Raw genomic sequence first — 26,973 nt, 5'->3', positions numbered from 1 at the left:
CCCCCCCCCCCCCCCCCCCCCCCCCCCCCCCCCCCCCCCCCCCCCCCCCCCCCCCCCCCCCCCCCCCCCCCCCCCCCCCCCCCCCCCCCCCCCCCCCCCCCCCCCCCCCCCCCCCCCCCCCCCCCCCCCCCCCCCCCCCCCCCCCCCCCCCCCCCCCCCCCCCCCCCCCCCCCCCCCCCCCCCCACGCCAGGGGACCCAGCTGCCGCCCGCCCCGCACTGGCGGGGCGTGCCCGCAAAGGATGGGAAGATTAGGCGTGGCCCAACATTCTTTCGCCTCCCGCGCGTACCGGGACGACGCCGTCGTCCTCCGTACCCACAAACTCGGCGAAGCGGACCGCATCATCACGCTCCTGACTAAACATCACGGCCAGGTCCGGGCCGTTGCCAAGGGTGTCCGGCGGACCAGCAGCAGGTTTGGTGCCCGCCTTGAACCCTTCATGGTGGCGGACCTGCAGCTGGTGTCCGGCAAGACACTGGACATCGTCACCCAGGCAGTGGCCAAAGGTGCCTACGGTGGGAGCATCGCCGCAGACTATGGGCGGTACACCGTAGCCGCCGCCATGACAGAAACGGCCGAGAAGCTCACCGATGTTGACGGCGAATCGGGAACCGCGCAGTACAACCTGCTGGTCGGTGCGCTTGCCTCGCTGAGCCGGGATGAACACGCCGCCGGGCTGATCCTGGACTCCTACCTGCTCCGGGCACTCGCCACCGGCGGCTGGGCGCCGAGCTTTACAGACTGCGCCCGCTGCGGGTTGCCGGGCCCGCACAATGCTTTTTCCGCGCCCCTTGGCGGGATGGTCTGTGCCGGCTGCAGGCCGCCGGGCTCGCCGGCGCCGGCGGCGGAAACCGTGCTGTTGCTGGCCGCGCTGTTAACCGGGGACTGGGCAATGGCTGACGCTTCGCTGCCCGTGCACCGCAAGGAGGCGGCCGGCCTGGTGGCAGCGTATCTGCAGTGGCATCTTGAACGAGTACTGAAGTCCCTCAAACATGTGGAGCGCAGCTGACAGTGGCCTTGGGAAAAAAGAACAACACAGCCCCTCAGCGGAAGCACCCCGTGGTGGCTCCCGATCCGCACCCCTCGGGAGCCGTGGCGCCGCCCATTCCAGCGGAATTTATTCCCCGCCATGTGGCCATCGTGATGGACGGCAACGGCCGCTGGGCCAACCAGCGGGGGCTGCCAAGGATCGAAGGGCACAAAGCCGGGGAACCCGCACTGCTGGACGTGATGGCAGGGGCTATCGAACTGGGCATTGAGTACGTCAGCGTCTACGCTTTTTCCACCGAGAACTGGCGGCGTTCCCCTGAAGAAGTACGCTTCCTCATGGGATTTAACAAGGACGTGCTAAGGAGGCAGCGTAACCAGCTCGACGAATGGGGTGTCCGGGTCCGCTGGTCCGGCCGTCGGCCCCGGCTGTGGGGTTCGGTGATCCGCGAACTCGAAGAGGCAGAGCAGTTTACGGCGGGCAACAGCACCTGTACGTTGACCATGTGTGTTAATTACGGCGGACGGGCGGAGATCACCGACGCCGTCTCCGCCATCGCGGCGGATGTTGCAGCGGGCAGGCTCAAGCCCGGAGCCATCACCGAGCGGACCATCCAAAAATACCTTGACGAGCCGGACCTGCCGGACGTGGACCTTTTTCTGCGCAGCTCGGGGGAGCAGCGGCTGTCCAACTTCCTGCTGTGGCAGTCCGCCTACGCCGAATTCGTCTTCATGGACACCCTTTGGCCGGACGTTGACCGCCGCACCCTGTGGGCCGCCGTGGAGGAGTACGCCCGCCGGGACCGGCGGTATGGCGGCGCCGTTGACGCCGCGCGGCCGGCAGGCGACTCCTCGCAGTAAGCCCTGCCCCGGGCCGCGCCGGCTGACGGCTTCCGTCCTCCCGTCAGGCCGGGCCCCCGTAGGCCCGAAGCCAGCGCGCCAGCCGCCCGTAGGCGTCGGCGCGGACCCCGGCAGGGGAGAGGAACACATCGTGGAGGGCGCCGTCGATCCTTTCGACGGTGACAGTCCGGCCCAGGGTGAGCGCGCGGGCGGCGATGATGTTGACGTCAAGCACCGCGTCCGTCCGGCGCATCTCTTCGGACCAAAAGAGGCCGTTGGCGCTCCCGCGGGACAGCAGCACCAGGACGGGAACCTCGATGTTCAATCCGTGCGCCACTTTCGCATGGCCGGCCAGCACAGCACTCAGCCACCCAGCACGGACGGGAAACGCCATGGGCGGCCGGAACTGGTCGTCCAGGGCCCATTCCCCGTCAGCTGCGCTGCTGATGGTGCGCCAGTAGAAACCGCGCGGCGGCAGCCGCAGCACTGCCTCCGGCCTGAAACGCGCCATCGGCCCCACCACGCCCGAAGCCGCCCGCCGCACCAGGGCGCTCCCGTGCATCTCCAGCCACGGGCTGTTAAGGACCAGCTGTGAGACGCCTCCCGGATGCCGGCTTGCCCACAATGCCGCCACCAGGCCGCCCGTTGAATGTCCCATCAGGGTCAGCGGCAGCACCGAACCCTCCTGGCTGATGACTCGGGAGGCCGCCTCGATTTCGGCGTCATAATCGGCCAGATCCGCCACATAGCCGCCGGGTGACCCGGGACGGAGGCTCCGGCCGTGGTTGTGCATGTCCAGGGCGTAAAAGTCGTAGCCCGCGGAGGACCAGAACCGTGCAAGGTCTACGTTAAAGAAATAGTCGCTCCAGCCGTGCAGGAAAAGGACAGCCCTCCGGTGGCTGCCGGCGGGGGCGGATTTCCGGGCGGACTCCTGCCGCCCGGAGTCCAGCCGCCCCGCTTCCTGTGGTCCTGACTCCTGTGGTCCTGACTCCTGCGCCGCCGGCCGGAACCGGACCAGGGTGGCTTCCCGTTCCACACCGTCTTTCCCGGCAGCGGAGAAGGCGAAGGACTCGAACTCCTCGCCCAGGATGTCCCGCTGCCATTCCATGGCTTTATGCTAATCCGCGCCACGGCCTGGCATCGCTGGCCCGCCCGGGCATGGTTTTGGCCCGCGATCTTGGCGGGCCCGTTTTGGCGTGGCGCCGCCAAGACGGAAAACTAGGAAGCATGCGCGTTTACCCCACATTCTTCAGGCTGGCCTTTTCATGGATGGACGCCGAGCGCGCCCACAAAATCGGATTCAAAGGCATCAGGCTGGCGCACAGCTCCGGCGCCGGAAGGATCCTGGCGAAACTGACAGCGCCTGCACCCTCACTTCAGACCGCGGCGTTTGGCATCACCTTCCCGTCACCCTTCGGCCTCGCCGCGGGCTTCGATAAGGAAGGCCACGGCATCGAAGCCCTCACTGAACTTGGCTTCGGCCACGTCGAGGTGGGAACGATCACCGGCCAGGCCCAGCCAGGAAACGACAAGCCGCGCCTGTTCCGCCTGATTGAGGACCGTGCCGTGATCAACCGGATGGGATTCAATAACGACGGCGCCACCGCCGTGGCCCCGCGGCTGGCCGCTGCGCGGGCCGCACTTCAGCGCCGCCATCCTTCAGTGCGCCCCGTCATCGGCGTCAACATCGGCAAAACCAAGGCGGTGGAACTGGCGGATGCCGTGGAGGACTACCTGGTGAGCGCGCGCAGCCTCGCACCCGCCGCCGACTACCTCGTGGTCAATGTCAGTTCGCCCAACACGCCCGGGCTGCGGCTCCTGCAGGACGTGGAAAGCCTCCGTCCGCTGCTTACCGCCGTCGGCGAAGAAGCTGACCGGGCCGCAGGCCGGCACGTTCCCTTGCTGGTGAAGATCGCCCCGGACCTGAGCGACGAGGATATCGACGACGTCGCCCGCCTTGCGCTGGACCTGAAGCTGGACGGCATCATCGCCACCAACACCACCATTGCCCGGACGGGCCTGGCGTCCCCCGCCGGGCAGGTGGAAAAATGCGGCGCGGGCGGGCTCTCAGGTGCACCGCTGAAGCAGCGCTCACTTGAAGTACTGCGGCGGCTCAAAAAGGTCACGGGTGATTCCCTGACCCTGGTGGCAGTTGGCGGCGTGGAGACGGCGCAGGATGTCCAGGACAGGCTCGACGCCGGAGCCACCCTGGTGCAGGGCTACACCGCCTTCCTCTATGAAGGACCGTTCTGGGCCGCCCGCATCAACCGCCAGCTGGCGAAGAACCGCCGGCCCTGAGAGTTCCCAGGCACCTTGACGGTTAAAGAGACAACCCCGGCAGGTCATCCCGCCGGGGTTGTCTCTTTGTGCGGCCCTTGTCCGCGCCAGGGTCAGGCCGGGTACTGCCCGCGCTTGACCTGGGGCTTGGGCAGGCGCAGCTTGCGGAACTGCAGGGAGCGCATGGAGCCGTACCAGACGGTGCCGCGCTCCACCTCGCCAAATTTTTCGGCCAGCCGCTTGCGCAGCTTGCGGGAAAGGATAAAAACGTCCACGAAGACGGCCAGGAACATCACCCAGAAACCGCCCAGGACGTAGATCATCATGTCGCTCGAGGCCGGAACCACCAAGGACACCAGGACAAACACCAAGGCCCCGAACATCAGGTACTCGCCGAGGCTGAACCGTGCATCGACGTAGTCACGGGCGAACCGCTTCTGGGGACCCTTGTCCCGCAGCGGCAGGAACTTTTCATCCCCGGTGTCCAAGGCCTGGCGCATCTTGAGCCGCTGGTCCTGGACGGCCTGGCGCTCGGCAGCCTTCGAGGCCTTGCGGTCCTCCGGCACCAGCGGGCGCCTGCGGGCCGCTTCCTGCGCTTTCCGCGTTGGGGTGGGGGCGCCCTTGCCTGCTATGCCGCCCTGCCGCGCCGCAGCGTCCGCAACCTGCTGGTCAACTATTTCCTGCGCCGAGGGCGCTTCCTTTTTACGTCCGAACACCTGAACAGAATACCTTGCGGGAGGGGGCCGGCTTGCTGACCGTGCGCCTGCCTGCAGTGGGGCACTATGTGACGAGGGTAATCTCTTTTCCATGACTTCACCCTCACCGGCAACCCCGGACAGCATCAGCGGAGCACCAGCCGCCGGCTCCGCCGCAGGCCCAGGCACGGACGATCTCCGGGCCGCCATCAACAGCGCTTTCGACCAGACCCTTGCGCGCCTTAAGGAACTCGTCACGATTCCGGGCATCGCCTGGCCCAGCTTTGACAGGTCGCCCCTGGAACGCAGCGCTGAAGCCGTGGCGGAGCTGCTGCGCGGCTGCGGCCTCGAAGACGTCCGGATCCTGGGCTGTGACAAGCCGGACGGCACCCCCGGCGGTCCCGCCGTCGTCGCCCGCCGTCCTGCCGCCGAGGGCAAGCCGACCATCCTGCTGTACGCTCACCATGACGTCCAGCCCGCAGGCGACGAAGCATTGTGGGAAACGGAACCTTTCACCGCCGTTGAGAAGGACGGCCGGCTCTACGGCCGCGGCGCCGCGGACGACAAAGCCGGCATCATGGCCCACATCGCCGCCTATGCTGCCGTCTCCGAGGTCCTCGGTGCGGAGCTCGGCCTCGGCGTTACCTTCTTCATCGAGGGTGAAGAGGAGGCAGGCTCTCCCACCTTCAGGCCTTTCCTGGAGGCAAACCGGGAAGCGCTCCGCGCCGACGTCATCGTCGTCGCGGATTCCAGCAACTGGAAGGTGGGCGTACCGGCCCTGACAACAAGCCTTCGGGGGCTGGTGGACGGAACCATCGAAGTCCAGGTCCTGGAGCACGCCGTGCACTCGGGAATGTTCGGTGGCCCGGTGCTGGATGCCCCCACGCTGCTGGCGCGCCTGATTGCCACCCTTCATGACGACGACGGCAACGTCGCCATCCCTGGGCTGGTTGCCACCGATACCACCTCTGTGGACTTCCCCGAGGCCGACTACCGGGCCGACGCCTCCGTGCTCGACGGCGTCCGCCTCGCCGGCACAGGCAGCATAGCCTCGCGGCTGTGGACCAAACCAGCGTTGTCCATCATCGGTTTTGACGCTCCCGCCGTAAACGTGGCCTCCAATACGCTGCTGCCCAGGGCGCGTGCCAAGTTCAGCCTCCGGCTGGCGCCGGGCCAGGCGCCCGAAGCAGCGATGGAGGCAGTCCGCGCGCACGTCGAAGCCAACGCCCCGTTCGGCGCGAAAGTCATCTTCACGCCGGGGGAGAGCGGCAACCCCTTCCAGACAAATACTTCCTCAGCTGCCGCTGCCTTGGCGTTATGGGCCCTGGGCGAGGCGTGGGGCGTCCCCGCCGTGGAGACGGGAATCGGCGGTTCCATTCCGTTCATCGCGGACCTCACCGAGCTGTACCCCGAAGTCCAGATCCTGGTGACGGGCGTGGAGGACCCGGACTCGCGAGCACACAGCGCCAACGAGTCCCTGCACCTTGGCGATTTCCGGAAAGCCATCCTCGCCGAAGCGCTGCTGCTGGCGCGGTTGAACAGCGGCGGACTTTAGGGAATCAGGTGTTCCGGGCACGTTCTGCGGGAACAACAGAGGCTCTCCCATGGTTACGTCAGGAGTTAGAGCTACAGGTGCGCCGCGCGTAGCATGTAGCTATAGCCCATACCGAGTCCGTAGGGGCAGGCACCGTTAGCCCGGGGCCGCCAGACCGTCCTAAGAAGGTAGGCCAATGAGCACCGCAACCAATGAGAACAGCACCGAGTCCACCAGCGCTGCCACCGATGAGCTGCCCGTCCACGAGGTCAACCTGACCGACGTCGCCGCAGGCAAGGTCCGCAGCCTCCTTGAACAGGAAGGCCGCACGGACCTCCGACTCCGCGTGGCCGTGCAGCCGGGCGGCTGTTCAGGGCTGATCTACCAGCTCTACTTCGACGAGCGCCTTTTGGACGGGGATGCCGTCCGCGACTACGACGGTGTTGAAGTAGTGGTGGACAAGATGAGCGTTCCGTACCTCAGCGGCGCCAGCATCGACTTCGAAGACACCATTTCGAAACAGGGCTTCACCATCGACAACCCGAACGCCGGTGGCTCCTGCGCCTGTGGAGATTCCTTCCACTAAAACCGGTTTTTTCGCCTGGTGCCGGCGCCGTGGCCTCCCGCAGTCAATGACTGCGGGAGGCACGGCGCCGACATGTGGGCGAAACGCCCGGGGGAGCGGTAAGCTCTACACCGAGTAGTAAAACTTTCAGTGTGCCCGCGGCGCCGATGGCTGCCCGGACAACAGCAACAAGTAGGAAGGGCCGTCTGTGAGTTCGCAGAACCGAACCGGCAGCCGACGCACAACGATCACCACGATCACAAGCTTGGCAATTGCCGGCGCGTTGGTTTTGACCGGATGTTCGCCAGAGGTAGAGAAGGGGTGGTTGCCCACAGAACGTGGCACCACCAACAACGGCGACCGCATCATGGACCTCTGGGTCAACTCATGGATTGCCGCCCTGGCTGTGGGCATCATTACCTGGGGCTTGATCGTCTGGTGCCTCGTCGCGTACCGGCGCCGCAAGGGAACCGTGGGCTTCCCGCGGCAGACCAGCTTCAACCTGCCCCTGGAAGTCTTTTACCTGACCATCCCGCTGTTTATGGTCCTGGTGTTCTTCTACTTCACCGACCGCGACCAGCAGGCGATTGATGACCGGTCGCAGCCCGCCGACGTCGTTGTTGACGTCCGCGGCAAGCAGTGGGCCTGGGACTTCAACTACAAGTCCGGCGACGTCATCGAAGAAGACGTCCACGAGGCCGGCGTCCAGGCGCACCTCACCGGTAACACGATCGACAAGGAACAGCTCCCCACGCTGTACCTGCCCGTCAACAAGTCAGTTGACCTCGAGCTCAACGCTCGCGACGTGATCCACTCCTTCTGGGTTCCCGCCTTCCTGCAGAAGCGCGACATGATCCCCGGCAAGACCAATTACATCCGGTTTACCCCCACTAAAGAGGGCACTTACGACGGCAAGTGCGCAGAACTCTGCGGCGAGTACCACTCCGAGATGCTGTTCCGCGTCAAGGTGGTGTCTGAAACTGAATTCCAGGCACACATGGACGAGCTCAAGGCATCCGGCAATACGGGCCTCCTCGGTGTGGAGTACGACCGCAACCCGAACCTGAACGAAATTAAGTAAGGGGAGCGACGTGGCTACGTACACTCAATCCGCACCCACCGGAGCGCTCACCGCTCCCGTGGTTCCCAAATCCAAGGGGCGCATCGTCGTCAACTGGATCACCTCCACCGACCACAAGACCATTGGGTACATGTACCTGATCGCGTCCTTCGTGTTCTTCTGCCTCGGTGGCGTCATGGCGCTGCTGATCCGGGCCGAACTGTTCGAACCAGGCATGCAGATCCTGCAGACCAAAGAGCAGTACAACCAGCTGTTCACGATGCACGGCACCGTGATGCTGCTGATGTTCGCCACCCCGCTCTTCGCGGGTTTCGCGAACGTGATCATGCCGCTGCAGATCGGTGCGCCGGACGTGGCGTTCCCGCGGCTGAACGCGCTGGCTTTCTGGTTCTTCCTGTTCGGCTCCACCATTGCGGTCTCCGGCTTCATCACCCCGCAGGGTGCCGCCTCCTTTGGCTGGTTCGCCTACGCCCCGCTGTCCAACACCACCTTCAGCCCCGGCATCGGCGGCGACCTGTGGGTGTTCGGCCTGGCGCTGTCCGGCTTTGGAACCATCCTGGGCGCGGTCAACTTCATCACCACCATCATCTGCATGCGCGCACCGGGCATGACCATGTGGCGGATGCCGATCTTCACCTGGAACACCCTGGTCACCGCCATCCTGGTGCTCATGGCGTTCCCGCCGCTGGCCGCCGCGCTGTTCGCGCTCGGTGCTGACCGCCGCTTCGGAGCACACATCTTCGATCCCGAAAATGGCGGTGCCGTCCTCTGGCAGCACCTGTTCTGGTTCTTCGGCCACCCCGAGGTGTACATCATCGCGCTGCCGTTCTTCGGCATTGTCTCCGAGATTTTCCCGGTCTTCAGCCGCAAACCGATCTTCGGCTATAAGGGCCTGGTCTATGCGACGATCGCCATCGCCGCCCTGTCAGTGACGGTGTGGGCGCACCATATGTACGTCACCGGCGCGGTGCTGCTGCCGTTCTTCGCCTTCATGACCATGCTCATCGCGGTTCCTACCGGCGTGAAGTTCTTCAACTGGATCGGCACCATGTGGCGCGGTTCGCTGACCTTCGAAACCCCCATGCTCTGGAGCATCGGCTTCCTGATCACGTTCCTCTTTGGCGGCCTCACCGGCATTATCCTGGCTTCCCCGCCACTGGACTTCCACGTGTCAGACTCCTACTTCGTGGTGGCGCACTTCCACTACGTGGTGTTCGGCACCGTCGTGTTCGCCATGTTCGCAGGGTTCTACTTCTGGTGGCCCAAGTGGACCGGCAAGATGCTCAACGAGCGCCTGGGCAAGATCCACTTCTGGCTCCTGTTCCTCGGCTTCCACGGCACCTTCCTCATCCAGCACTGGCTGGGCGTCGAGGGCATGCCACGCCGGTACGCGGACTACCTGGTGGAGGACAACTTCACCTGGATGAACCAGTTCTCCACCGTGGCTTCCTTTGTCCTGGGTGCTTCCCTGATCCCGTTCTTCTGGAACGTCTACATCACCTGGCGCAGCGCCGAGCGGGTCCAGGTGGACGACCCCTGGGGCTTCGGTGCCTCACTTGAGTGGGCCACGTCCTGCCCGCCGCCGCGGCACAACTTCACGTCCCTGCCGCGGATCCGTTCAGAGCGTCCCGCCCTGGACCTGCACCACCCTGAGCTTCGCCAGGTCCACACCGTCGAGTCACCTGCCGCGGCAGCCCAGGTACTCGGTAACGCCGACCAGAAGGACACCGCACAGTGAAAATCGAATCATGGATCTTTGGTTCCGGAGTCTTCTTCTTCGTACCGGTTTCGCTGGTCTACGGGTTCCTCACCGGTTGGGGTGAGTGGGTTGGTATCCTCGGCATCCTCCTGGTCGGTGGCCTCGCCGGCATGATCGGCGGATACCTTGGTTTCACCGGCAAACGGGTTGGCATGCGTCCGGAGGACCGCAGCGACGCTGAGATCCACGAGGGCGCCGGTGAGCAGGGGCACTTCAGCCCCTGGAGCTGGTGGCCCCTGGTCCTGGGAATCGCGTGCGCAACCGGGTTCCTGGGCCTGGCAGTCGGCTTCTGGATCGTCTTCATCGCCGCGGGTCTGGCTCTCGTGGCACTGATCGGCTGGGTCTACGAATACAGCCGCGGCGACCACGCCCACTAGGAAAAAGCTTTACATAACGACGGCGGGCCTCACCTGAAAAGGTGAGGCCCGCCGTCGTTGTTGTACGGGTTTCGAAGCGAGAGGTGCTGGCTGGGGCCACGGCCTCTTGCCAGACCCAACCCCAAGGTCTCTAATTCGCGCCCTGCGACTCCAGCAGCTGCCCGAGGGTGCGGAGGGCTGCTGCTGCCTTTTCATGGCTCTGCGGGCCTTCCAGGGCCGAGTCCGCGACCCCCAGTTCCACTTCACACCCATGATGGAAGTCAGCTGTCATCACCTGCAGCAGCGATCGGGCATCAACGTTGCTGAAGCCCTCCTTGGTGATGGTCACCGGGAACCCGGTTTCTGTGACTGCCCTGACAAACACGGCGGCCGGACGGGCATGCAGTCCGATCGAGGCTGTGACCACGGCCTTCTGAGTTGGCAATGGGACTCCTTGCTCATGACGGCCCCATCCGTCGCTTATTGAAATTTTCCTGTCCAATATAGCTGCCCGGCTCCTTACCGAACGAAATGCTCCCAGCCCATGGCACGTAGTGGTCTAGACCTGACCTAAAATAGCTAGGTGAACCTCAACCAACGGGCGGTGCGGCGTGGCCGGTAGCGCGGCGGCCATCGCCGGAGAAATCGACCGGACCAGCGGGACCGCCATCTACGTACAGCTGCGGGAGATCCTGCGGACATACATCGTGGAGTCCTGCCGGCCGGGGTCGGCGTTGCCTTCGGAACGTGACCTGGCCGAACGGTTCGGCCTCGCCAGGATGACCGTCCGGCAGGCCATCGATGCGCTGGTGGGTGAGGAAGTGATTGAGCGCGTTGTGGGACTTGGCACCTTCGTCCGCAGGCCGAAGCTGGACCTCCAGGTCAAGCTGACCTCGTACAGCGAAGAGATGCAGCGCCGCGGCATGGTCCCGGCCGCCAAAGTCCTGAGTTTCGAACAGATAGGCGCAAGCGCCTTCCTCGCCCGTGAGCTTCAGCTGGACGAGGGAACGCCCTTGGTCCGGTTCCGCCGGCTGCTGCTCGCAGATGGCGAGCCCATGAGCGTCGACGAGAACTTCATCCCGGCACACCGGGTCCCCGGGCTGCTGGACGGCGAGCCGCCCACTTCGCTCTACAACGTCCTCAGCGAACAGTACGGCCTGGTCATGGAGTGGGGCGAGGACATGATTGAAGCTACGGCGGCGTCGCCCTCCACAGCCCGGCTGCTGAACGTCGAAGTCGGCGCACCCCTGCTGAAGATCCAGCGCCACGCCTTCGTGGCCCGGACCATGGTGGACTACTCTGTTTCCTACTACCGGGCCGACAGGTACAAGCTCTGGGTTCCGCTGCAGCGCCCGGGCGCGCGACGGACCCGAAGCCACTAGCGGCTCCCTGCACTGCGCTCGATTGCGGGGCGCCGACTCACCTGCAGCCGCACTGCCGTGCAGTTGACGCGTGAACGCAAAGAAGGCCCGGTCCTTGCGGACCGGGCCTTCTTTTGCGTCATGGACTGCCTAGTGCGTCAGGCTCCTGGCTTCCTCGGGTGCTTCGACCGCTGCATGGCCATGGCCATGGGCGGCTTCGAGTTCAGCCGGGGTTGCCGGCGCAACGCGGTCTTCAAAGAACCACCGGGAGAGGAACGCCCGGCGCTTCTCCTTGCGGGTGACCACACCGTGTTCGTTAGGCACGGCGGGGAGTACCTGCGGCGATTCGAAGCCGACCAGCCGGTAGCGCTTGTACTCGTCCAAAGGTGCGTGCACCTCGATGAATTCTCCGTGCGGGAGGCGGACGATGCGTCCGGTTTCGCGGCCATGGAGGGCGATTTCCCGGTCCTTGCGCTGCAAGGCCAGGGCCACGCGCTTGGTGACGATGAAAGCGATGATCGGTCCCACGAAGAACAGCGCCCGCAGCCAGTAGGTCACGTCGTTGAGCGACACATGGAAGTGGGTGGCGATGAGGTCGGAACCGGCCGCAGCCCACATCACGCAGTACCAGACGAAACCGGCCATGCCGATGGCCGTACGGGTGGGGGCGTTGCGTGGACGGTCCAGGACGTGGTGCTCACGGTCGTCCTTGGTAATCCAACGCTCGATCCACGGGTACATGAACATCACCGTGAACAGGATTCCGGCAGGCACCAGGGCGGGGAGCAGGACGTTGAACGTGAAGACGAATCCGAGCCAGGTCTGCTCAACATGCCAATCGCCGAAGGTTCCGGGCATCAGGCGCAGGGCACCGTCAACAAAGCCGATGTACCAGTCAGGCTGGGTGCCGGCGGACACGGGGGAGGGGTCGTACGGACCGTAGTTCCAGATCGGGTTGATCGTGAAGAAACCGGCCATGAGCGCCAGCACACCGAAGACGATGAAGAAGAAGCCACCGGCCTTGGCTGCGTAGACCGGGCCGAGGGGGTAACCCACAACGTTGTTGTCGTTTCGTCCCGGGCCGGGGTACTGGGTGTGCTTGTGGACGACCACCATAAAGAGGTGCAGGACGATCATCAGCAGGATCAGCGCCGGGACCAGCAGGATGTGCAGCATGTACAGGCGGCTGATGATGGCCGTACCGGGGAACTCTCCGCCGAAGAGGAAGAACGAGGTGTAGGTACCAATCACCGGGATGGACTTGATCACGCCGTCAATGATGCGCAGGCCGTTTCCGGAGAGCAGGTCATCGGGGAGGGAGTAGCCGGTGAAGCCTGCGGCCATCGCGAGGATGAGCAGCACGCTGCCCACCACCCAGTTCATCTCACGTGGCTTGCGGAAGGCGCCGGTGAAGAAGACGCGCAGCATGTGCACGGCGATGGATGCCACGAACAGCAGTGCAGCCCAGTGGTGGACCTGGCGCATGAAGAGGCCGCCACGGATGTCGAAGGAGATGTCCAGCGACGAGCTGTAGGCCACCGACATCTCAACGCCCTTGAGCGGCACGTATGAGCCGTCGTAGTGGGTCTCCGCCATGGACGGATCGAAGAAGAATGTCAGGAACGTGCCGGAGAGCAGCAGGATGACGAAGGAGTACAGCGCCACTTCACCGAACATAAAGGACCAGTGGTCGGGGAAGACTTTGCGGCCGAATTCGCGGAGGATCCCGGAACCGCCAACACGCTGATCAACGAAGTCGGTAAACCGGCCTGTCTTGGTTTTGGCGACGAAAGCGGGCTCAGCTGTTGATGCTGCGCTCATGCATATCACGCTCCCAGTAACTTGGTCCTACAGGTTCTTTGAAGTCGCTGGTGGCGACCAGGTAGCCCTCGTCATCAACTGCGATGGGCAGTTGGGGGAGCGGCCGGCTGGCGGGGCCGAAGATCACCTTGCACTCTTGCGTGAGGTCAAAGGTGGACTGGTGGCACGGGCACAGCAGGTGGTGCGTCTGCTGCTCGTAGAGAGCAACGGGGCAACCGACGTGGGTGCAGATCTTGGAGTAGGCAACGATGCCGTTGTAACCCCAGTCCTCGCGGCCCTCGGAAGGGTTGAGGGAAGCGGGATCGAGGCGCATGAGCAGCACAACGGCCTTGGCCTTTTCGTTGAGCTTGCCCTCGTGGAGTTCGTTCAGGCCTTCCGGAATGACGTGGAAAGCAGAACCGATGGTGACGTCCGACGCTTTGATGGGGGTTCCGTCAGGGTCACGGGCGAGGCGCTTGAGCTGGCCGTCCTGGGGAGCCCACATGGTGTGCGCGAGCTTGTTGTCCGGACGCGGGCCGAGGTCACCGAAAATGGCAACTGCCGGCAGCGGCGCCAAAGCCACCGCACCCAGCAGGGTGTTACGGATCAACGGACGGCGCTTGATGCCCGTCTCTTCCACGATGTCGTCGACGATCCGGACAGCCGCCTGGCGGTCTTCCTCATAGCGGATTGCGTGGCGCTCTTCGGATACTTCGTGGTCCGGCATCAGGGCCTTGGCCCAGTGCACGATGCCGGTACCGATGCCCAGCATCGCAAATGCGGTACCAATGCCCAGCAGCATGTTCTGCAGCCGGATGGTGGCAATTGCCGAGTCTTCTCCCAGATCGATGGCGAAGTACGCCACCAGGAAGATCAGGGTGCCAACAACAGAGATGCCAAATAGTAAGGCGACCTGCCGTTCTGCCCGCTTTGCGGCCTTCGGGTCCGTGTCAGCCAGGCGCAAACGGTGCGGAGGAAGTCCAGGGTCCTGGAACTTCTCCACCTCATTCTGACCAGCCGTAGCTACGGTGCCCGAGTGGTTCGGACTGCCGTCACTATGGTTGCCCATAATTCGCCTCATCCTTCTCTCGTCCCGGCGGGTGCCGGGTTAGTTTCTAATATCAAGCTGCTGGCTCCCCAGCAGAAGTTTTGGTGCCCGCGCAGCGCTAGGACGTCCGGGACGTCAGCCAAATGGTGAAGGCGATGATGACGCCGAGGCCTGCGACCCAGACGAAGAGGCCTTCTGCCACAGGGCCGAGCGAGCCGAGGTCAGCGCCGCCGGGGGAGCCGGTGGTTTCGATCTGCTTCAGGAAGGTGATGATGTCGCGCTTTCCTTCAGGCGTGATGTTCGAGTCACTGAACACGGGCATGTTCTGCGGTCCGGTAACCATGGCCTCGTAGATGTGCTTGCCGGAAACATCAGCCAGGGCAGGTGCGAACTTGCCGCGGGTGAGTGCACCGCCGGCGGCAGCAGCGTTGTGGCACATGGCGCAGTTGGTGCGGAAGAGCTCGCCGCCGGCTGCGGCGTCGCCCTTTTCGTCCAGCAGGCCTTCTTCAGGAAGTGCCGGGCCGGCACCCAGGGAAGCAACATAGGCTGCAAGCTGGTGGGTCTGTTCGTCGTTGAACTGCACAGGCTTCTTCATCGCCTGGGGGCCGTTCATCTGCATGGGCATGCGGCCGGTTCCAACCTGGAAGTCAACAGCAGCAGCGCCGACGCCCACGAGGGACGGACCATCCTGGGAACCGCTGGCACCCATGCCGTGGCAGGTGGCGCAGTTGGCGGCGAAGAGCTTTCCGCCTTCCTCGACGTCACTTGTGCTGTACGTGGTGGTGGAAGCCTTGGCCTCGTTGACGGTGGTGGCCACGGCGTAGAGCCCGCCAGTGATGAGGAGTCCCATCAAGAGCAGGGCAATTGCTGCCAGTGGGTGTCGCCGCTTTTGCGAGAGTGCCTTCACGTGGTGGTTCCTTTATTCGATCCTGGGCGGTCTCCGGGAGCCGCTACCTGAAATTCTGCCTCTTGTAGAAAAAGAATCAAAGCTGGCTACTGGAGGACGTAGATGACCAGGAAGAGGCCGATCCAGACGACGTCCACGAAGTGCCAGTAGTACGAGGTGACGATCGCAGACGTTGCTTCGAAGTGCCCGAATTTCTTCGCTGCAAAGGAGCGGCCCATGATCAGGAGGAAGGCAACCAGTCCGCCGATCACGTGGAGGCCGTGGAAACCGGTGGTCATGTAGAAGGCCGAACCGTAAGCGTTGGAGGAGAGCGAGACGTGCTCGGAAACCAACATTGCGTATTCAGTGGCCTGGCCGGCGACGAAGAACGCGCCCATCAGGAACGTGAGGGTGAACCATTCGTTCATTCCCCAGCGGGCAAACTGGAAGGCACCCCCTGTTTTGCGCGGCTGCAGCCGCTCGGCGGCGAAGACGCCCATCTGGCACGTAAAGGAACTGGCCACAAGGACGATCGTGTTGACGAGCGCAAAGGGGAAGTTGAGCTTGGCTGTCTCTTCGGCCCACATCTCGCCGCTCGTGGAGCGCAGCGTGAAGTACATGGCAAAGAGACCGGCGAAGAACATCAACTCGCTGGAGAGCCACACAACGGTTCCAACGGAAACCATATTGGGGCGGTTCAGCGTGGGGTGCGCCGGGGTACTGGGGGCATGGGTCGCAGATGTCACATAGACATTATGTCTGTAAAACTCCGTGCTGCCCAACGCAAACCGGCTTTTCGGGGGACTTTTTCTACAAAGACGCGAAATCGGCCGGAAAAGTTTCCGTGCCCGTTCACATTGGTCAGCCCCTGCCATCCCTCGGTAGCATCAGCAGGTGACTTCACAGGCATCTGCAGCACCGGCGGGCAACACGTGGCCGCGGCTGATTTCGGCACTGATCAACGGCAAGGACCTGACGGCGGACAGTACGGCGTGGGCCATGGACACCATCATGTCCGGGGAAGCGACACCGGCCCAGATCGCAGGATTCCTGGTTGCCCTCAGTGCCAAAGGTGAAACCGTTGAAGAACTTTCCGGCCTGGTGGATGCCATGCTGGAGCATGCCAACCCCGTATCGATCTCCGGGGAAAAGCTGGACATCGTTGGCACTGGTGGTGACCAACTCAACACCGTGAATATCTCCACTATGGCCGCACTGGTTGCGGCCGGCGCCGGCGCCAAGGTGGTCAAGCACGGCAACCGGGCGGCGTCGTCGTCATCCGGTTCCGCAGATGTGCTGGAGGCCCTCGGCGTCAGGCTGGACCTGACCATCGACCAGGTGGCCCGCAACGCAGAAGAAGCCGGAATCACCTTCTGCTTCGCGCAAGTTTTCCATCCTTCCTTCCGCCACACTGCCGTGCCGCGGAAGGAACTGGCCATCCCTACTGCCTTCAACTTCCTGGGACCACTGACCAACCCTGCGCGCGTGCAGGCTTCTGCCGTCGGCGTCGCCAACGCCAGGATGGCGCCCCTGGTGGCGGGCGTCCTGGCCCAGCGGGGGAGCCGTGGCCTGGTGTTCCGCGGCAACGACGGCTTGGACGAACTCACCACTACCGGTCCCTCGACCGTGTGGGAGATCCGCAACGGCACTGTGGCGGAGCAGTCGTTCTCCCCGCAGGATCTGGGCATCAGGCTGGCAACTGTTGAGCAGCTCCGCGGCGGAGACGCCCAGGCCAATGCGGCCGTGGTCCGTGAAGTGCTGGCCGGCAAGGAAGGTCCCGCCCGGGACGCCGTCCTCCTCAACGCGGCTGCCGGGCTGGTGGCTTTCGACGCCGCCGCAGAAGGCCCGTTCCTTGAACGGATGCGCGCAGCCTATTCCCGGGCAGCTGAATCCATTGGCTCAGGCGCCGCTGCGGCGGTCCTGGAAAAGTGGGTCTCGCTCACCCATCCCTGACGGCTCAGCCTGCTACTCGAAGCCGAGTGCGAATGCCGCGTCCAGATCGTGCTGTGAGTAGGCACGGAAGGCGATATGCGTCGTGGTGTGCACCACGGCAGGCACCTTGGAGAGCCGGTCCGCGATCACGTCGGCGAGGTCCTCGTGCCGCCGTACCCGTGCCACCGCAATCAGGTCCCACTCACCCGTCACGGAGTAGACCTCGCTGATGCCCTCGATGGCTGAGATCTCCTCGGCGGTTTCAGGAATGCGGGCAGCGTCGGTCTTGACCAGAACGAATGCGGTGATCACGTTTAATCCTTTCGGATCTGTTGCGCCGGGGCACGGCCCGGCAGGCTTCTCAGTGCTGCCAGCCTATTACATCCGCGTCCCAGGCCGGCCGGACTCTCCAAGCCCTGTCAGGTCGTGCGGAGCCGCCGCACTCCTGCCCAGGCCAGCCGCCAGCCCACCAGCAGCAGCCCCAGGCTCAGCAAGGCAACAATGATGAACGGCAGCACCACGGTCTGGTTCGTGAGCAGGCGGAGCACCATGCCGCCGGCCAAGGCCCCGAGCCAGACGGCCAGGCCGGTCCGGCGCACGGAAAGCGGATCCCCCCAAGCCTTCGAGGCCAACCAGCCCACGGCAGCGCCCGCCAGGAACGGCCACGCTGTGAGGAACACGCCGGCCACCACGTCGCCCCGTTGGTGCGCGTCCCGGCCCACTGCGGCAAATACGAGAATCAGGATGGCGTCCGTGATCGCTGCGGCTGCTATGCGCCGCCCGGAGAGGGCAGGCGTGGGCCGCTGAAGTGAAGGCGTCATGGATTCGAGCCTAGCAAGCGGGGGCTTGCCCTTGTCCCTGCTGCCGCGAATGAGCAGGATTGACAAATCGGGGCAATCCGGGAAGGCGGGGCCATGCGGTTAATCCAGGTAGCTCAGTATGCGGCCGATCTCCAACGGGCGGCGGCGTTCTATTCACAGTTGCTGGCCATGCAGCCCACGGCAGTGTTTGACCCACCCGGCCTGCTGTTCTTCGATGTGGACGGCCTGCGGCTGCTGCTGGAACCGGGAGCGCCGCGGGCCCTTCTCTACCTCGAAGTACCCGATGTTCGGAAGTCCGTGGAGGAGCTCAAGGACAGGGGAGTGGAGGTCCTTGAAGAACCCCACGTCATCTTCAGCCACACCGATGGTCTACTCGGACCGGCAGGTACGGACGAGTGGATGGCCTTCATCAGGGACAGCGAGGGCAACACGCTGGGGCTTGTCAGCCAGTTGTCCGTACGGCCTGAACCTTAGGACCCGGACGGCATCTGAGACCGTTGTGCCCTCCGGGGACCGCCACTAGGCTCGAGCCGGAAGGGAGCAACCTATGCCACGCACCATCGGAACCTGTCTCTGGTTCGAGAACGAGGCGGAGCAGGCCGCCGAGTTCTACACCTCGGTCTTCGAGGACTCCAGGATCCTGAACATCTCGCGTTTTGAAGGTACGCCCGGCCCGGAAGGGCAGGCTGTCGCCGTCGAGTTTGAGCTGGAGGGCCGCGCCTTCACGGCACTGAACGGTGCACGCGGGGCGGTCTTCACCGAGGCAGTTTCGTTTGTTGTGGACTGCGAGGACCAGGATGCGGTGGATCGCTACTGGACGGCATTGACCGACGGCGGCAGCGAAAGTCAGTGCGGCTGGCTCAAGGACCGGTTCGGCGTGTCCTGGCAGATCGTTCCGTCGGTGCTCAGCTCGCTGATTGCCGGCCCCGACCCCCTTGGTTCCCAGCGGGCGATGCAGGCGATGCTTGGAATGCGGAAGCTGGACATCGCGGCGCTGCAGAAGGCCTATGACGGCTGACGCCGGTTTACAGGCGGACGCCGCGAAACCACGGTCGGTGCCGGCCGGGCGGGGCAGGTAGCATCAGTCCCGATGAACAAACCGCTGTGGATCTGCTGCCTTGTGGGCGCCGCCGTTGGAATTGCCATGGGGCTGGCCATCTTTGACAGCCCGTTCGTCGGTTTAGCCTTGGGACTGGGCCTCGGCGCGGTGGTGGGCGCCGGCATCGGCCAGCGGCACTAGCCCTGCAGAGAAGGCCTTCCCGTCGCGGACCAGCTGGGTAGGGCAGCTTCGCCGCAAATCCACCGAACCCGTCCAGCCCCTCAGAGGCAGGAAGCGCATTACTTGACATAATGTAGATTATCGGCGTTTCAGGAAGGGCTCGGAAGTGGCGCAGCGGCCGGCACTGGTTGTCCCTTGGTTCAGCTGACTGCGCGCACCGTTGCAGCAGACGAATCCGCTGGTCAGCATTGTTTTATCCGGAGTGCTCGTTAAGAATGAGTCAATGACGGTCTATGTGCGATCACTTGAAACTGCTGTCCCGAAAACGATGCTGATCCAGACAGAAGCCCGTGACGTGTTTGCGGCCCAACCCGGCTTGACCAGGCTGGGTTCACGGCTGGTCAGTACCTGTTTTGATTCGGCCGCCATCGACACCCGTTTTACCGCCGTTGAGGAACTCACCAACGATTTCCGCTCCGACAACCCGCAGTTCTACGATCCCGCAACCGGCCTGCTGTTGAATCCCAGCACCAAGGTCCGCAATGAGATTTTCGCCCGTGAAGCCACCAAGCTGTTTGTGGAGGCCGCCCGCGCTGCTCTCTCAGCCGCCCGTGAATTCGATTTACTTGACATAACTCATCTCATCACCGTGTCCTGCACTGGATTCTTCAACCCCGGACCGGACTACAAAATCGTCCGTGAGCTCGGCCTGGACCCGGCTGTACAGCGGTACCACCTCGGGTTTATGGGCTGCTACGCGGCCTTTCCTGCCCTTCGTGCAGCCAAGCTTTTCTGCGAGGCGGACCCGAATGCCGTGGTGCTGGTGGTGTGCGCCGAACTCTGCTCCCTCCACGTGCGCACGTCCAATGACCCGGACACCATCATGGGTTCGGCGCTGTTCGCCGATGGTGCGGCGGCCGCCGTCGTCACAGCACGCAGCGGTGCCGAGGAACAATCCCTGCTCCAGCTGGACCACTTCGAAACCGTCCTCACACCGGTGGGCGAAGACTCCATGGCCTGGAACATCGGCGACCACGGGTTTGAGATGGTGCTGGGGAACTACGTTCCGCACATCATCGATGACCATATTGTCGGCGCCCTCCAGCCACTCCTGGCGCGGGAACCGGAACTGGCGGCGCTCCCCTACACCTCGATCAGCCACTGGGCCATCCATCCGGGCGGCCGCAGCATCCTGGACAAAGTGCAGTCCCGCCTCGGCCTCACCGACGAGCAGCTGGTCCCGGCCCGCGAGACGCTGCGCAACTACGGGAACATGAGCAGCTCCACAGTCCTTTTTGTCCTCAAGCACATTCTGGAACAGGCTCCCCAAGACGGTGACGAACGGATTTGCTCCATGGCATTCGGCCCTGGCCTCACCGTTGAGACAGGACTGTTCACCAGGCTGCGGCAGGCCGGGGGCGGGGGCCTGCTGAGCAAGGTGCCCGCAGAAGAAGCGGCCGAAGTGCCGGTTTCCTGAAGCCCGTGGACCCACTGATGCGGCACCGCGCCGCAGACGCCGTGGAGCTGATGGACCGGCCGGACTGCGATGCCCGCCTCCTGGACAACACCTACCGCCAGTTTGGTCTGGTCAACAGAGTGTTGTCCGGCTGGCGGACGCTGTACGTACGGGAAATCCGGCCAACGCTGGTGAAGAACGCTGCCCCGGCCACGCTCCTGGACATTGGCTCCGGCGGCGGTGACCTCGCCTGCCTGCTGGCAAGCTGGGCCCGCCGCGACCGCCTGCCGCTGCAGATCACCGGCATCGACCCGGACCCTCGTGCGGCCGCTTTCGCCCGGCGACGTCCAGCACAGCCGGACGTCCGGTTCCGGCAAGCGCACAGCACAGACCTGGTCCGGGAGGGCGCGAGTTTCGACTTTGTCATCTCGAACCACGTGCTGCACCATCTTTCCGCCACTGAGCTGCAACAGCTCCTGGCGGACTCCGCCGTTCTGGCCACCGGGAAGGCCCTCCATAACGACCTCCGGCGCAGCCCGGCGGCGTACGCCCTTTTTTCCGTGGCCGCCCTGCCACTCCGGCACTCCTATATCCGGGTTGACGGCCTGACCTCCATCCGCAGGAGCTACACCCGCACGGAATTACTCGCACTCGCTCCCCCGGGGTGGACAGTGGAACGTGGCGCAGCGTTCCACCAGGTTCTGGCGTTCCGCAGGAACTGACGTGGAAACGGACGTCCTTATCATCGGCGGAGGCCCGGTAGGCCTGTACCTTGCCGCGTTGCTTCTCCAGGATGGCGTCAGCGTCAGGGTTCTGGAACAACGGCAAACGAGGAACCTGCACACCCGCGCTATCGGTATCCATCCACCTGCTCTGGAGGCGCTGGACAAGGTGCACGTTGCCTCCCCAGCAGTCCGTGACGGGGTCCACATCCGGGACGGTATGGCCGTCAGCGGTGGAAAGACCGTGGGCACCATGTCCTTTGCCGGGGTCTCCGACGCTTTCCCGTTCGTGCTGGCCCTGCCCCAGTTCCGCACGGAGCAGCTCCTGGAGGAGCGCGTTCGCACGCTCGATGCCTGCGCCGTCGTCCGCGGCGTGCGGGCGTGCGAAGTGAAGGACGACGGCGGCCGCGTCACCGTCGCCGGGGAACTCACCGGGGACGCCCCGTGCCGCAAAGTGGAGTTCACGGCGTCTCTGGTGGTGGCGGCCGACGGCGCCCGGTCCCCCGTGCGCAACCTCCTGGGTATGGCTGTGGACAGCAGGAACTACCCGGACCACTACCTCATGGGCGATTTCCAGGACCCGGGCTCCCACGGTGACAGTGCCGTCCTCTTCCTTGAGCTCGGCGGAATCGTTGAATCATTCCCACTGCCGGGCGGCGTGCGGCGGTGGGTAGTGCGGTTGGACCGGCCCGCCGGCAATGCCGGACCGGACCAGCTCGCCGGCCTGGTGCTGGAACGGACCGGGATCCTTCCGGACGCCCGCACCAACACCATGATGAGCGCCTTCAGCGTCCGGTCCACCCTGGCCCGGCAACTGGGGGCCGGACGGGTTGTATTGGCAGGAGACGCGGCGCACGAGATCAGCCCCATCGGCGGCCAGGGCATGAACCTCGGCTGGCTGGATGCGCAGGCCCTCTCCCCTGTTATCCGCGCGGCGTTGGGGGGAAGCCGCGAGCTTCGGGCGGACCGGCGGTTCAGAGAGTTCGAGGCAGGCCGGCAGCGGGCGGCGACGGTAGCCAGGCGCCAGTCCGAAATCAACATGATGCTGGGACGCCCGCTGCCGGCGCCCCTGCTGGCTGCACGGAACCTGGGCATCAGAGCCGCTGCCGCCGCCCCGGCAGTCAACCGCTGGGTGGCCAGGCGCTTCACCATGCAGTAACCGGCAGCCCCGGCCGGGCAGGTCCGCCGCCTGATGGGCTGCTCCTACTGGTAATAGCAGTCGTAACTGTCCTGGCTGACGATCAACCCCGCCTGCACTTCAAACACGGACGAGGTCCGGGCCCGGATCACGTCGCCCCGGTCCCAGTAGCGAAGATCCATCCGTACCGTCGCCGACCAATCAGCCTCGACAGCCACGCGGCCGCCCTCGCACGTGGTCCGGCGGATGACGAACTTCTGGTCCGAGACCACGTCCGTGCTTTGGTCCGCTCCTGCCAGGACTTCGGCCAGCGTCCGGGTGGAGCCCTCCGGCGCCAGGAGGTGCGGGGCTTCCACGAGGACGAAAGAGTCAGCGAGGAAAGGCCGGAGCCGGGCCGCTCCCCCGCCTGCCTCAAGGGCGCGGATGAACCGCAGGACGCAGTCCAGCGGTGCGGCATCCAGTGGTGGCGTATCCGGTGCCAGGTGGGGCGGGGAAGAGTCAGGCATGACATAGACCCTAGCCGGGCCTGCGGGCGCGGGGCGCCCGCGCCAGTGCAGCTAGGCTTTCGTCATGAGCCAGAGCGCGCCCGGGACAGACCTCACAGCAGAACAGATCAGCGAAACCGTGGAGCGGATCCTCGCGGCCGGGACCCTTCCGCCCATCGTGCAGGCAGGCCACCCGGCCCTCCGCCAGCGCGCCGCCGCATTCGACGGGCAGCTGTCCGGCGAGCTGCTGGACCGGTTGATCAACCTCATGCGTGAGGTGATGCACGAGGCACCCGGCGTGGGCCTCGCAGCACCGCAACTCGGAATACCGCTGCAGCTGGCCGTGCTCGAGGACCAGTACGATGTCGATCCCGAAGCCGCTGCCTTGCGGAACCGAAGTCCGCTGGAGTTCCTTGCCATCGTGAACCCCCGGTACACGCCGGTGGGCCCAGGGTTTGCCTCGTTCTACGAGGGCTGCCTCTCCCTGAATGGCTTGCAGGCAGTGGTTGCCCGCCACGAAGAGGTCCTCCTCGAATTCCAGACCTTAGAGGGAGTGGCAGTGCAGCGGGATTTCTCCGGGTGGCAGGCCCGGATTGTGCAGCATGAGACGGACCACCTGAACGGCGTGCTCTATGTGGACCGGGCACAGCTGCGGTCCTTGAGCAGCAATGCCGAATATGCGGCGCACTGGGCCGAGGCAGGCATCAGCAAGGCCCGGCAGGGGCTGGGTTTCGACGGCGGTCCTGCGGGCATCAGCCGCATATGACCGCGCGCCGCAGCCCGCGCGCGGCACGTGGCCCTGTGCACCCATGGGACCGTGCACCCATGGGACTGTGCACCCATGGGACTGTGCACCAATGGATTGCGCCCCCATAGGATGGTTCCATGCCCTCGTCCACGGACCTTCCGTTGCTGTGCCCGGTGTGCTCGAATCCGCTGGACCTTCTGGTGACGGCCGCGGACCAGAGCCGCCTGGCCTGCCCTTCCGGCCACAGTTTCGATGCCGCCCGGCAGGGGTATTTCAACCTCCTGGTGGGTAAGGGAACCGCGTTCGAGTCCGACTCTGCCGCCATGGTCCAGGCCCGTTCCAACTTTCTGGGGGAAGGCCATTACCGGCCCCTTGCAGACGCGGTGGCAGCCGCCGTCGTACCGTTCCTCCCGGAAGGCGGCGGTGCCGTGCTGGACTCGGGGACGGGAACCGGCCATTACCTTCGGGTCCTGCTCGATGCTGCGGCAAGGGACGGCCGGCAGGTGGCTGCCGTTGGCCTGGACATTTCCAAGTTCGCCCTCCGCCGTGCCGCGCGGCTCAATCCGGACGCTGTCAACCTGGTATGTGACATCTGGCAGCCGCTGCCGCTGGCCGACGACTCCGTGGACGCCGTCACCGTGATCTTTGCGCCGCGCAATGCGGCAGAGTTTGCCCGCGTGCTCCGGCCATCCGGACGGCTGGTGGTAGTCACGCCCCGCACGGGGCATCTGGCATCCCTGGCCGCCATGGCCGGCATGCTGGGCATCGAGGAGGGCAAGGAGGCGCGTCTGGCAGAAGCGATGAGAGGCCATTTCGACGCCGAAAGCACCTCCGCCGTCGACGTCCCGTTGCGGCTGAACCGGCAGCAGGCCGCGGACCTGGCACTGATGGGACCGGCAGGGCACCACCTGGACCGGGACGCCGTTTCCGCCCGGCTGGAGGCACTGCCCGGGCCGATCATGGCAGAAGCCAAATTCCAGGTGATGGTCTTCCGTCCCCGGGCGCGGACCCGCACGTAACGAGTTGGCCACTATCCACCCGCTGCATGCGTGAGCCTGCCCGCAGCTGACGGGGCCGCACTAAGATTGAAGGACAGTTACTGGCGGAGGCGCGTTGCGCAGCTCCCCGTAGCGAAGGGGGAGAACGTGTTCGAATGGCTGGGTGAAAACTGGTGGGCGCTGTGGCTCACCGCTTTCCTGGCGTTTGCAGTGGTCGAGATGATCACGCTTGACCTCTTTTTCATCATGCTCGGCGGAGGAACCCTGGCCGCACTGGTGGCCGACTTCGCGGGCGCAGACCTTTGGCTGCAGATCGTGGTTTTCTGCGTGGTGTCACTGCTGATGATCGCCTTTGTCCGCCCCGTCGCCCTGGGCCACCTGAAGAAAGGTCCGTCAGACCAGCGGACTAACGTGGACCGGCTGATCGGGGAACAAGCCGTGGTCATGGAGCCGGTGACATCCGACAGCGGACTGGTCAAAATCGGCGGCGACATCTGGACTGCCCGTTCTGCCGGTGGAGTCCTCCCGGCCGGGCAACGGGTCGTAGTGTCCGCGATCGACGGGGCCACCGCAGTGGTGTCGGCCCCCACTGAAGCTGCAGGCCCGTCCTGAGACAGCCTGATCAATTGGGGAACAAGGAGATGTATGGATAACGCCGGAGGAACTGCCTTGGCTATTGTGCTGCTGGTCCTGATCGTATTTGTGATTATTGTCCTGGTCCGTTCGGTGCGGATCATCCCGCAGGCGCGCGCCGGCGTCGTGGAGCGGCTGGGCAAGTACCAGCGCACCCTCAACCCGGGCCTGACAATCCTGATTCCGTTCGTGGACCGGCTCCTGCCGCTGCTGGACCTCCGCGAGCAGGTGGTGTCCTTCCCTCCGCAGCCGGTCATCACCGAGGACAACCTGGTGGTCTCGATCGACACCGTGGTCTACTTCCAGGTCACCGATCCACGGGCTGCCACGTACGAAATTGCCAACTACATCCAGGCAGTGGAGCAGCTGACCACCACCACCTTGCGCAACGTGGTGGGCGGGCTGAACCTCGAAGAGGCCCTGACCTCCCGCGACCAGATCAACGGCCAGCTCCGCGGCGTGCTGGATGAGGCCACCGGCCGCTGGGGCATCCGTGTTTCCCGGGTGGAGCTCAAGGCCATTGACCCGCCCCACTCCATCCAGGACTCCATGGAGAAGCAGATGCGCGCCGAACGGGACCGGCGTGCGGCCATCCTGACGGCCGAAGGCACCAAGCAGTCAGCCATCCTGACCGCCGAGGGCCAGCGGCAGGCGTCCATCCTGGCTGCCGAAGGTGATGCCAAGGCGGCAATCCTCCGGGCAGACGGCGAGGCACAGGCCATCCAGAAGGTCTTCGATGCCATCCACAAGGGCAATCCGGACCAGAAACTGCTGGCATACCAATACCTGCAGACGCTCCCCAAACTCGCTGAAGGTTCCTCCAACAAGCTGTGGATCATCCCCAGTGAAGTCGGCGAGGCCCTCAAAGGAATCGGCAATGCCCTGGGAGGCACCACCCAGGAAACCGGTGTGGCCGGGCTGTTCGAGCGTGTCGGAGCCGATGAGGCGGGAGCCCGGCCCTCCGAGCCCTGAGCAGGGCCGCCGCCAGACGTGGAAGGGATCCGCAGCCGCTGCGGATCCCTTCCATTTTGGCCGACATGGCATAGCACGCGTATGATTGGGTATTTGTCCGGCAGGAGTAGATCCGCTGGAACAACCAAGCTTCGCAACGCGTTGAATCTAAAGATGCAGCACAGTGCACAGAGTAGTCCGGAGGCGCTTGCGCCACCGGCTAGCGCGGGTTTTACACCGCGAACCGACCAGAGGGAGAAATCATGAGCGATCGCAGCCTGCGGGGCATGCGCCTTGGCGCGCAGAGCATGGAGACCGAGTCCGGAGTCGAGCCGGCCCCGCGCCAGCGCGTCGAGTACCGGTGCGAAGACGGCGAGCAGGTCTTTGTCACCTTCTCCTCCGAAGCGGAGATCCCGCCGGTATGGGTTTCCAAGACCGGCAAGGAAGCGCTCCTGGTTGACGGCGAACGCCCGGACACCAGCAACGATAAAGCTGTCCGCACCCACTGGGACATGCTGCTGGAACGCCGCTCCCTGCCGGAGCTGGAGCAGATCCTCGAGGACCGCCTCACCATCCTGCGCGAACGCCGCGGAGAGCGCCGCTCCGCGTAACACATCGAATAACAGCAAACAGGCCGTCCCGCACACTGTGCGGGACGGCCTATTTGCTGTGTTGGCCCTGA

The 26,973-nt window shown here is 64.8% G+C and carries 31 protein-coding genes; 21 read left to right on the top strand and 10 right to left on the bottom strand.

Features of this window, described 5'->3' with window-relative positions; translation table 11 throughout:
- Window positions 1–255 precede the first annotated feature (255 nt).
- Together recO and AC5RVY_RS10785 are read left to right on the top strand one after the other, a co-directional pair.
- Window positions 256–1,008, top strand: coding sequence for a DNA repair protein RecO (recO, locus tag AC5RVY_RS10790; RefSeq protein WP_493954691.1), 753 nt, complete (start codon window positions 256–258; stop codon window positions 1,006–1,008).
- A 2-nt stretch (window positions 1,009–1,010) separates the two neighbouring features.
- The gene (locus AC5RVY_RS10785; protein ID WP_493954690.1) at window positions 1,011–1,847 is read left to right on the top strand and encodes an isoprenyl transferase; all 837 of its coding nucleotides are present in this window, start codon (window positions 1,011–1,013) and stop codon (window positions 1,845–1,847) included.
- A 43-nt stretch (window positions 1,848–1,890) separates the two neighbouring features.
- Here the strand turns inward: AC5RVY_RS10785 and AC5RVY_RS10780 are convergent, their stop codons facing one another.
- Window positions 1,891–2,934, bottom strand: coding sequence for an alpha/beta hydrolase (locus tag AC5RVY_RS10780; protein ID WP_493954689.1), 1,044 nt, complete (start codon window positions 2,932–2,934; stop codon window positions 1,891–1,893).
- Between the two features lie 119 nt (window positions 2,935–3,053).
- Between AC5RVY_RS10780 and AC5RVY_RS10775 the strand changes: the two genes are divergently transcribed.
- The gene (locus tag AC5RVY_RS10775; RefSeq protein ID WP_493954688.1) at window positions 3,054–4,124 is read left to right on the top strand and encodes a quinone-dependent dihydroorotate dehydrogenase; all 1,071 of its coding nucleotides are present in this window, start codon (window positions 3,054–3,056) and stop codon (window positions 4,122–4,124) included.
- 92 nt (window positions 4,125–4,216) lie between these two features.
- On the opposite strand, the gene AC5RVY_RS10770 is transcribed toward AC5RVY_RS10775, so the two are convergent.
- Window positions 4,217–4,819, bottom strand: a complete 603-nt coding sequence (locus tag AC5RVY_RS10770) for a DUF3043 domain-containing protein (RefSeq protein ID WP_493954687.1) — start codon at window positions 4,817–4,819, stop codon at window positions 4,217–4,219.
- Window positions 4,820–4,910: 91 nt separating this feature from the next.
- Here AC5RVY_RS10770 and AC5RVY_RS10765 point away from each other — a divergent pair, with 91 nt between their 5' ends.
- The 5 genes from AC5RVY_RS10765 to AC5RVY_RS10745 all read left to right on the top strand — a co-directional run bounded on the left by AC5RVY_RS10765 (window position 4,911) and on the right by AC5RVY_RS10745 (window position 10,114).
- Entirely contained in the window at window positions 4,911–6,353 is a 1,443-nt protein-coding gene (locus AC5RVY_RS10765; protein WP_493954686.1) for a dipeptidase, read from the top strand.
- Between the two features lie 175 nt (window positions 6,354–6,528).
- Window positions 6,529–6,918 carry a HesB/IscA family protein gene (locus AC5RVY_RS10760; RefSeq protein WP_493954685.1) on the top strand — a complete coding sequence of 130 codons (390 nt, stop codon included), beginning with the start codon at window positions 6,529–6,531 and terminating at the stop codon, window positions 6,916–6,918.
- 187 nt (window positions 6,919–7,105) lie between these two features.
- Complete coding sequence (ctaC, locus tag AC5RVY_RS10755) at window positions 7,106–7,978, top strand: aa3-type cytochrome oxidase subunit II (protein WP_493954684.1); 873 nt, start codon at window positions 7,106–7,108, stop codon at window positions 7,976–7,978.
- Between the two features lie 10 nt (window positions 7,979–7,988).
- Entirely contained in the window at window positions 7,989–9,716 is a 1,728-nt protein-coding gene (ctaD, locus tag AC5RVY_RS10750; protein ID WP_493954683.1) for an aa3-type cytochrome oxidase subunit I, read from the top strand.
- Window positions 9,713–10,114, top strand: a complete 402-nt coding sequence (locus AC5RVY_RS10745) for a cytochrome c oxidase subunit 4 (protein WP_493954682.1) — start codon at window positions 9,713–9,715, stop codon at window positions 10,112–10,114. Before ctaD ends, AC5RVY_RS10745 begins: the two co-directional genes overlap by 4 nt.
- Before the next feature lie 130 nt (window positions 10,115–10,244).
- Here the strand turns inward: AC5RVY_RS10745 and AC5RVY_RS10740 are convergent, their stop codons facing one another.
- Window positions 10,245–10,538 carry an HPr family phosphocarrier protein gene (locus AC5RVY_RS10740; RefSeq protein WP_493954681.1) on the bottom strand — a complete coding sequence of 98 codons (294 nt, stop codon included), beginning with the start codon at window positions 10,536–10,538 and terminating at the stop codon, window positions 10,245–10,247.
- Window positions 10,539–10,704: 166 nt separating this feature from the next.
- Between AC5RVY_RS10740 and AC5RVY_RS10735 the strand changes: the two genes are divergently transcribed.
- Entirely contained in the window at window positions 10,705–11,475 is a 771-nt protein-coding gene (locus AC5RVY_RS10735) for a GntR family transcriptional regulator (RefSeq protein ID WP_493954680.1), read from the top strand.
- 129 nt (window positions 11,476–11,604) lie between these two features.
- Here the strand turns inward: AC5RVY_RS10735 and qcrB are convergent, their stop codons facing one another.
- The 4 genes from qcrB to ctaE form a co-directional block, all read right to left on the bottom strand.
- Window positions 11,605–13,275 (bottom strand): cytochrome bc1 complex cytochrome b subunit, encoded by a 1,671-nt coding sequence (gene qcrB, locus AC5RVY_RS10730; protein ID WP_493954679.1) that lies wholly within the window; start codon window positions 13,273–13,275, stop codon window positions 11,605–11,607.
- Window positions 13,253–14,323, bottom strand: a complete 1,071-nt coding sequence (gene qcrA, locus AC5RVY_RS10725) for a cytochrome bc1 complex Rieske iron-sulfur subunit (RefSeq protein WP_493954678.1) — start codon at window positions 14,321–14,323, stop codon at window positions 13,253–13,255. The genes qcrB and qcrA overlap by 23 nt, the downstream gene beginning before the upstream one ends.
- 97 nt (window positions 14,324–14,420) lie before the next feature.
- A complete protein-coding gene (gene qcrC / locus AC5RVY_RS10720) occupies window positions 14,421–15,209 on the bottom strand; it encodes a cytochrome bc1 complex diheme cytochrome c subunit (protein WP_493954677.1) in 789 nt (262 codons plus the stop codon).
- A gap of 86 nt (window positions 15,210–15,295) precedes the next feature.
- The gene (ctaE, locus tag AC5RVY_RS10715; RefSeq protein ID WP_493954676.1) at window positions 15,296–15,934 is read right to left on the bottom strand and encodes an aa3-type cytochrome oxidase subunit III; all 639 of its coding nucleotides are present in this window, start codon (window positions 15,932–15,934) and stop codon (window positions 15,296–15,298) included.
- A gap of 148 nt (window positions 15,935–16,082) precedes the next feature.
- On the opposite strand from ctaE, the gene trpD reads away from it, so the two are divergent.
- Window positions 16,083–17,141 (top strand): anthranilate phosphoribosyltransferase, encoded by a 1,059-nt coding sequence (gene trpD, locus AC5RVY_RS10710; protein ID WP_493954675.1) that lies wholly within the window; start codon window positions 16,083–16,085, stop codon window positions 17,139–17,141.
- 12 nt (window positions 17,142–17,153) lie between these two features.
- Here trpD and AC5RVY_RS10705 read toward each other — a convergent pair whose 3' ends face one another.
- Together AC5RVY_RS10705 and AC5RVY_RS10700 are read right to left on the bottom strand one after the other, a co-directional pair.
- Window positions 17,154–17,432, bottom strand: a complete 279-nt coding sequence (locus AC5RVY_RS10705; protein WP_493954674.1) for an Lrp/AsnC family transcriptional regulator — start codon at window positions 17,430–17,432, stop codon at window positions 17,154–17,156.
- Window positions 17,433–17,539: 107 nt separating this feature from the next.
- On the bottom strand, window positions 17,540–17,941 hold the full coding sequence (locus tag AC5RVY_RS10700; RefSeq protein WP_493954673.1) for a DUF3054 domain-containing protein: 402 nt from the start codon (window positions 17,939–17,941) through the stop codon (window positions 17,540–17,542).
- 93 nt (window positions 17,942–18,034) lie between these two features.
- On the opposite strand from AC5RVY_RS10700, the gene AC5RVY_RS10695 reads away from it, so the two are divergent.
- The 6 genes from AC5RVY_RS10695 (at window position 18,035) to AC5RVY_RS10670 (ending at window position 22,497) form a co-directional block, all read left to right on the top strand.
- Window positions 18,035–18,415, top strand: coding sequence for a VOC family protein (locus AC5RVY_RS10695; RefSeq protein WP_493954672.1), 381 nt, complete (start codon window positions 18,035–18,037; stop codon window positions 18,413–18,415).
- A 73-nt stretch (window positions 18,416–18,488) separates the two neighbouring features.
- Window positions 18,489–18,959: a VOC family protein gene (locus AC5RVY_RS10690; protein WP_493954671.1), complete on the top strand. Its 471-nt coding sequence runs from the start codon at window positions 18,489–18,491 to the stop codon at window positions 18,957–18,959.
- Between the two features lie 72 nt (window positions 18,960–19,031).
- On the top strand, window positions 19,032–19,181 hold the full coding sequence (locus tag AC5RVY_RS10685) for a hypothetical protein (protein ID WP_493954670.1): 150 nt from the start codon (window positions 19,032–19,034) through the stop codon (window positions 19,179–19,181).
- Between the two features lie 262 nt (window positions 19,182–19,443).
- Window positions 19,444–20,637 carry a type III polyketide synthase gene (locus AC5RVY_RS10680; RefSeq protein WP_493954669.1) on the top strand — a complete coding sequence of 398 codons (1,194 nt, stop codon included), beginning with the start codon at window positions 19,444–19,446 and terminating at the stop codon, window positions 20,635–20,637.
- 17 nt (window positions 20,638–20,654) lie between these two features.
- Window positions 20,655–21,338 (top strand): methyltransferase domain-containing protein, encoded by a 684-nt coding sequence (locus AC5RVY_RS10675; RefSeq protein ID WP_493954712.1) that lies wholly within the window; start codon window positions 20,655–20,657, stop codon window positions 21,336–21,338.
- 1 nt (window position 21,339) lies between these two features.
- Window positions 21,340–22,497, top strand: coding sequence for an FAD-dependent oxidoreductase (locus tag AC5RVY_RS10670; RefSeq protein WP_493954668.1), 1,158 nt, complete (start codon window positions 21,340–21,342; stop codon window positions 22,495–22,497).
- A 44-nt stretch (window positions 22,498–22,541) separates the two neighbouring features.
- On the opposite strand, the gene AC5RVY_RS10665 is transcribed toward AC5RVY_RS10670, so the two are convergent.
- Window positions 22,542–22,982 (bottom strand): nuclear transport factor 2 family protein, encoded by a 441-nt coding sequence (locus AC5RVY_RS10665; protein WP_493954667.1) that lies wholly within the window; start codon window positions 22,980–22,982, stop codon window positions 22,542–22,544.
- A gap of 64 nt (window positions 22,983–23,046) precedes the next feature.
- On the opposite strand from AC5RVY_RS10665, the gene AC5RVY_RS10660 reads away from it, so the two are divergent.
- The 5 genes from AC5RVY_RS10660 (at window position 23,047) to AC5RVY_RS10640 (ending at window position 26,902) form a co-directional block, all read left to right on the top strand.
- The gene (locus tag AC5RVY_RS10660; protein ID WP_493954666.1) at window positions 23,047–23,727 is read left to right on the top strand and encodes a peptide deformylase; all 681 of its coding nucleotides are present in this window, start codon (window positions 23,047–23,049) and stop codon (window positions 23,725–23,727) included.
- A 119-nt stretch (window positions 23,728–23,846) separates the two neighbouring features.
- Window positions 23,847–24,728: a putative RNA methyltransferase gene (locus AC5RVY_RS10655; RefSeq protein ID WP_493954665.1), complete on the top strand. Its 882-nt coding sequence runs from the start codon at window positions 23,847–23,849 to the stop codon at window positions 24,726–24,728.
- Window positions 24,729–24,854: 126 nt separating this feature from the next.
- Entirely contained in the window at window positions 24,855–25,319 is a 465-nt protein-coding gene (locus tag AC5RVY_RS10650) for an NfeD family protein (protein WP_493954664.1), read from the top strand.
- 33 nt (window positions 25,320–25,352) lie between these two features.
- Window positions 25,353–26,312 (top strand): SPFH domain-containing protein, encoded by a 960-nt coding sequence (locus tag AC5RVY_RS10645; protein WP_493954663.1) that lies wholly within the window; start codon window positions 25,353–25,355, stop codon window positions 26,310–26,312.
- Window positions 26,313–26,554: 242 nt separating this feature from the next.
- Window positions 26,555–26,902 (top strand): RNA polymerase-binding protein RbpA, encoded by a 348-nt coding sequence (locus AC5RVY_RS10640; RefSeq protein ID WP_013600997.1) that lies wholly within the window; start codon window positions 26,555–26,557, stop codon window positions 26,900–26,902.
- Window positions 26,903–26,973: the final 71 nt, after the last annotated feature.

The organism is Arthrobacter sp. Ha26 (assembly GCF_059091705.1).
This window is presented reverse-complemented; position numbering and strand designations above follow the sequence as displayed.

Coding starts and splice junctions, on each gene's coding strand:
- AC5RVY_RS10700 (WP_493954673.1), bottom strand. CDS start 17,941: ATGACGCCTTCACTTCAGCGGCCCACGCCTGCCCTCTCCGGGCGGCGC.
- AC5RVY_RS10690 (WP_493954671.1), top strand. CDS start 18,489: ATGCCACGCACCATCGGAACCTGTCTCTGGTTCGAGAACGAGGCGGAG.
- qcrA (WP_493954678.1), bottom strand. CDS start 14,323: ATGGGCAACCATAGTGACGGCAGTCCGAACCACTCGGGCACCGTAGCT.
- AC5RVY_RS10640 (WP_013600997.1), top strand. CDS start 26,555: ATGAGCGATCGCAGCCTGCGGGGCATGCGCCTTGGCGCGCAGAGCATG.
- AC5RVY_RS10675 (WP_493954712.1), top strand. CDS start 20,655: ATGCGGCACCGCGCCGCAGACGCCGTGGAGCTGATGGACCGGCCGGAC.
- AC5RVY_RS10760 (WP_493954685.1), top strand. CDS start 6,529: ATGAGCACCGCAACCAATGAGAACAGCACCGAGTCCACCAGCGCTGCC.
- AC5RVY_RS10655 (WP_493954665.1), top strand. CDS start 23,847: ATGCCCTCGTCCACGGACCTTCCGTTGCTGTGCCCGGTGTGCTCGAAT.
- AC5RVY_RS10765 (WP_493954686.1), top strand. CDS start 4,911: ATGACTTCACCCTCACCGGCAACCCCGGACAGCATCAGCGGAGCACCA.
- AC5RVY_RS10775 (WP_493954688.1), top strand. CDS start 3,054: ATGCGCGTTTACCCCACATTCTTCAGGCTGGCCTTTTCATGGATGGAC.
- AC5RVY_RS10695 (WP_493954672.1), top strand. CDS start 18,035: ATGCGGTTAATCCAGGTAGCTCAGTATGCGGCCGATCTCCAACGGGCG.
- AC5RVY_RS10685 (WP_493954670.1), top strand. CDS start 19,032: ATGAACAAACCGCTGTGGATCTGCTGCCTTGTGGGCGCCGCCGTTGGA.
- AC5RVY_RS10680 (WP_493954669.1), top strand. CDS start 19,444: ATGACGGTCTATGTGCGATCACTTGAAACTGCTGTCCCGAAAACGATG.
- AC5RVY_RS10645 (WP_493954663.1), top strand. CDS start 25,353: ATGGATAACGCCGGAGGAACTGCCTTGGCTATTGTGCTGCTGGTCCTG.
- AC5RVY_RS10665 (WP_493954667.1), bottom strand. CDS start 22,982: ATGCCTGACTCTTCCCCGCCCCACCTGGCACCGGATACGCCACCACTG.
- AC5RVY_RS10780 (WP_493954689.1), bottom strand. CDS start 2,934: ATGGAATGGCAGCGGGACATCCTGGGCGAGGAGTTCGAGTCCTTCGCC.
- AC5RVY_RS10660 (WP_493954666.1), top strand. CDS start 23,047: ATGAGCCAGAGCGCGCCCGGGACAGACCTCACAGCAGAACAGATCAGC.
- qcrB (WP_493954679.1), bottom strand. CDS start 13,275: ATGAGCGCAGCATCAACAGCTGAGCCCGCTTTCGTCGCCAAAACCAAG.